Below are 2,664 nucleotides of genomic sequence, written 5' to 3' on the forward strand. Positions count from 1 at the left end.
GTATACTGGCGCAACCAGCCCAGAAGCATATCTTGAATTTAACATTCAGGCACCTTCTGCTCCTACATCTGTTGAAGTAACGCAAGGCTACTTTGCAGTGACACTAAAACCAAAATCTGCAGATTTGGCGAACGTTAGTACGCAATATGATTTCTGGACGTCCGGTGAAACAAGATTGCCATCTGCCGCTGTAGATGTGGTAGAGAAACAGGCTACCCGTGCCGGTATGGGTACAACGTGGACTTCAGAAGGACTGCTCAATGACCACACTTATTACTGGTATGTGCGTGCGATTAACGCTTTTGGTTCTTCTGCATTTATAGAGGTAGTCGCAAGATGCTTCACAGATGCTGCTGGACTTATTCCTCAAATTGACACAGAGTTCAAAGGTACTAACACCTATAAAGAACTTATGGCTGAGATTGGAAACGTTAGCGATGGTGTCAAGAGTTATGTGGACGACCAAATTGAGACGTCCGAGGGTCGCTTAACTCAGACGATTGACACAGTACAGCAATCCGTAGTCCTTGTTGACGGTAAAGTGCAAGAGCAAGGCGTTACAATCAATGAGCAAGGCCAGTTAATAGATGCTCAAGGTAAGTTGATCGAGACAAACGGCCAACAGATTGATGTGGTCAAAGCTACCGTACAGGAAGTCAGTAAGTCTGTTGTAGACCTTGAAGGTAACGTTAACGCTCAGTGGGGCGCTAAGATCCAGGTAGATAGTAAAGGTCAGAAATACGTTGCTGGTATTCAGTTAGGTATGGAAGGTTCAGGTGGAGCTATCCAATCCTACTTTATGGTGAACGCTAATAACTTTGCTATCTATAACCCAACTAACAGCACAGCGGATTTAGCATTTGCAGTTAAAAACGGTCAAGTATTCATGAAGGCAACGTTCATTGAGAACGGGTCCATTGATAACGCTAAGATCGGTAACTACATTCAGTCTAACAACTATGTAGCCGGTTCCGCTGGTTGGAAGTTGAATAAAGCTGGGGACGCTGAATTCAACAACGTAACTGTCAGAGGTATAGTATATGCCAATGGCGGTAGATTTACTGGCGAGATACAAGCAACAAGCGGTAAGTTCAAAGGGACTGTAGAAGCTACTAGTTTTATTGGTGATGTATGCAACATGGGTGTTGCTGACGATTTATATGGTGAAGGTGGTACGTATGATATGGTACGTACAATCACTTATAGGGACACGGCTAATACAACTAAGACCATCACAGTCATGGCTAACCTTTCTGGTGTTCCTAAATATCCGGGGATGTTACTAGGGGCGGAAATTACCGTGAATGGTGTTACTAAAAGCGCATCCGCAGGTACATCCGTTCGTGATACGGAAGGTGGTATGTTGTCTACGTCTGGTACGGTTATGGCGACTTTTAAAGGTGTTACTGCGGCAACTGTAACTGCAAAAATCGTATTTAAGGAGGGCGCTACTCATAGATGGTTAAGAAGTCCAACAATGATTGTAACAAGGGGTTCTGGATCCTTTACTTACTCATAAAATAAGGGCCGAAAGGCCCTTATTTATTATTTACAACCTTCGGACCAACCAACACGGTTCATAGCTGGTGAGCAATCAGGTTTAACTTTTTTACCTTTCATCCACTCAGCTTTAGCTTTACCGGCTGTAGTACCTTCGTAGATGACAGTCTGGTGCTCAATGTTGCTTACTCCACCAGTATGCCCACCTAATGATGAACCACCAGCTCCACCATTACCTGGACCACCAGTACCACCGGAAGAGCCAGACGCATAAGCAAACGTAGCAGTCATAGAAAGGATAATGGCGCAGATTAAAGTCTTCATTTCAAACTCCTTTATGTTTGTGTGTAACAACTATATAGGGATATAATTTAAGATGTAAACCCCGATCTTATATAAGGGCACAACTCATGGCAATTCGTTTACATGGTATTTTAGTTGATGGATTGAATAAACCAATCGTCAACGCAAACGTCTTCTTACTTGCACGAAGCAATACTATTGTAGTTCTAGGTGGAAGTAAAGCGGTATTTAAGACCGATTCACAAGGTGCTTACGACGTAACAGTGAACACCGGACATTATGTGGTTATTATTGGACCTGAAGGTAAGGAACCATATAAAGCTGGTGACATTGTAGTCTATACTGATAGTCAAGACGGTTCACTTAACGCATATCTTACTAAATGGGCTCCAGAAGAAACAACACCTGAAATACTTCAGGAGATAAAGCAACTGGTCGCTAACTCTGAGCAATTTGCGTTGCAGGCTTCTGAATCTGCTGCTAATGCTAAGAAGAGTGAGCTTAACGCGGAGACAAGTAAAAACTCTGCTGCAACGGATGCAGCGTCAGCTCTGCTGTCAAAACAGGAATCTGCTGCTAGTGCGTCTTCTGCATTGCAATCCAAGAACGCTGCGGCTAGTTCTGCTACATCAGCTCAACAATCTCTTACTGCTGTGCAAGGACTTAAGGCTGAAGTCCAGCAATTAAAAACTGACACGCAACATATTAAAGAAGAGGGCGTCGCTGAAGTAACAGCTCTCAAAAATGCTGCAACTACTGCGGCTAACAATGCTAAGGCGTCAGAAACTGCATCTGCTAATAATGCGACTTTGGCTGATACTAAAGCAAAGGAAGCATCCGCAAGTGCAACCACTGCTAATC

General features: G+C 43.7%; 3 protein-coding genes. 2 read left to right on the forward strand and 1 reads right to left on the reverse strand.

The window, feature by feature from the left end; all coding sequences use genetic code 11:
* Nucleotides 1-1,519: phage tail protein (locus BM613_RS14210; RefSeq protein WP_146192843.1), on the forward strand; the 1,519-nt coding region annotated here is incomplete at its 5' end.
* A 26-nt stretch (nucleotides 1,520-1,545) separates the two neighbouring features.
* Here the strand turns inward: BM613_RS14210 and BM613_RS14215 are convergent.
* Nucleotides 1,546-1,824: a hypothetical protein gene (locus tag BM613_RS14215; protein ID WP_109431818.1), complete on the reverse strand. Its 279-nt coding sequence runs from the start codon at nucleotides 1,822-1,824 to the stop codon at nucleotides 1,546-1,548.
* Nucleotides 1,825-1,910: 86 nt separating this feature from the next.
* On the opposite strand from BM613_RS14215, the gene BM613_RS14220 reads away from it, so the two are divergent.
* On the forward strand, nucleotides 1,911-2,664 hold a 754-nt coding region (locus BM613_RS14220), incomplete at its 3' end, for a prophage tail fiber N-terminal domain-containing protein (protein WP_181363205.1).

The sequence above is a fragment of the Sulfoacidibacillus thermotolerans genome, from assembly GCF_003144315.1.
Lineage (GTDB): Bacteria > Bacillota > Bacilli > Alicyclobacillales > SLC66 > Sulfoacidibacillus > Sulfoacidibacillus thermotolerans.